The sequence below is a fragment of the Candidatus Acidianus copahuensis genome, from assembly GCF_000632495.1.
Classification (GTDB): Archaea; Thermoproteota; Thermoprotei_A; order Sulfolobales; family Sulfolobaceae; genus Acidianus; species Acidianus copahuensis.
In genome coordinates this window covers 1-1,397 of the sequence record NZ_JFZT01000009.1, presented here as the reverse complement: position 1 = coordinate 1,397, position 1,397 = coordinate 1, and the positions used below count along the sequence as shown (strand labels likewise).

The window sequence follows — 1,397 nt, the reverse complement described above, 5'->3', positions numbered from 1 at the left end:
CGTAAGTCTTAAAAGAGATTATGCAGTTTTATTAAAAAGTGGGCCCGTAGCTCAGCTAGGTAGAGCGCCCGGCTCATAAGATAATCTGAGAAACCGGGTGGTCCAGGGTTCAAATCCCTGCGGGCCCAAGCGTAGGATAAAGGGCCCGTCGTCTAGCCTGGTTAGGACGCTGCCCTGACACGGCAGTAATCCAGGGTTCAAATCCCTGCGGGCCCATGTCTTTTTAAGATGATATGTTGATACTATGAGATTTAAAACTAAATTATCTATGTTTTAGAAGAATCCCCATCTCTATAAACCTCGCAAACACAACTTATACACTTTAAAATACACATCTCAGGTTGTGATCCTTTGAGACAATAACCGCGTTTACTATAAGTACATAAAGTGTTATCATCATTAATGAGAGAGAAGAGATACCTTTGCTCAACCTTATAGTCTAGATTTCTCTTGATTTCATCAATTGAATTCTCGCAGTAGAATGTCTATTGTATTAACGTCTACGCTGAAAGCCGTTGTTAGCAGTTTAGCTTAGATCGTGACATTTATATACATTTCATGATTTTCACTTCAAACCAAAATACTTATATATATTCTAAAATCAATATTATATCGTCCCAAATGTGGGTGTGTAGACCCGAAGAAGGGACAAAAAAAAGGAGAAGGATGAACTAAGCATGTGCGGGTTTCCCCACAACCCGGTCTTCGGTGGTGTGGGTGGGGTTATCCCGCTAATGGGGCGGATCGTGATGATGAGCTTCGGCTCAGAACGTGGTGAAGCCCAAGGGTTTTATGGACATGGCAATAAATGTCCGTAAAGCCCAAACCCCTTGCTTGTCTCCCTTAACTCGAAGAACTAGTAGTCCTCGGTAATGAAGTAATGAAGTTCACTTATATTCTACCATTCCTTGCTAGCTTGTTAGTAACACGCTTTTAACTTATCTTGAGAAAAACCTCTACCCACCCTAACGTTGAAATTCCTCGGTAAAAGAGGTAAAAGATTTTGAACTTCTTGCTTTATCTTATAATTTCTTCGACCGCTCTGCAGATATACAAGGACAATATTTATCTTCCGTCTTACGCTTCAGAAAACCAACTTTTGTTCCTCCCAAAACCCCTTAACACTTCGTAATAGCGGCCAACAGTGTTTTGGACAGTCTGGGGTGTAGTTGTTTGTGTTCCTTATCCTGTTTTTCAGATACAGGAATAGTTTTCTTAATGTATTGTTTATCCCTTTTCATCCCTTTCATAGAAGTAGATTAATGTATACCGTTGTGTTGTACAACTCATACGCTTAACTGGACTTTTTAACTTACTGTTTGAGAATAAGTATAAGATCTAAAAGAGAGGCTACAGTCACCATACTGACTACTATACTAAATACTTTATATTTTTCA

2 tRNA genes are annotated in these 1,397 nt (G+C 39.6%); both read left to right on the top strand.

Features of this window, described 5'->3' with window-relative positions:
* Nucleotides 1-40: 40 nt before the first annotated feature.
* A tRNA-Ile gene (locus tag CM19_RS00355) sits at nucleotides 41-128 on the top strand.
* Nucleotides 129-141: 13 nt separating this feature from the next.
* Nucleotides 142-216 (top strand) — tRNA-Val (locus tag CM19_RS00350).
* Nucleotides 217-1,397 lie beyond the last annotated feature (1,181 nt).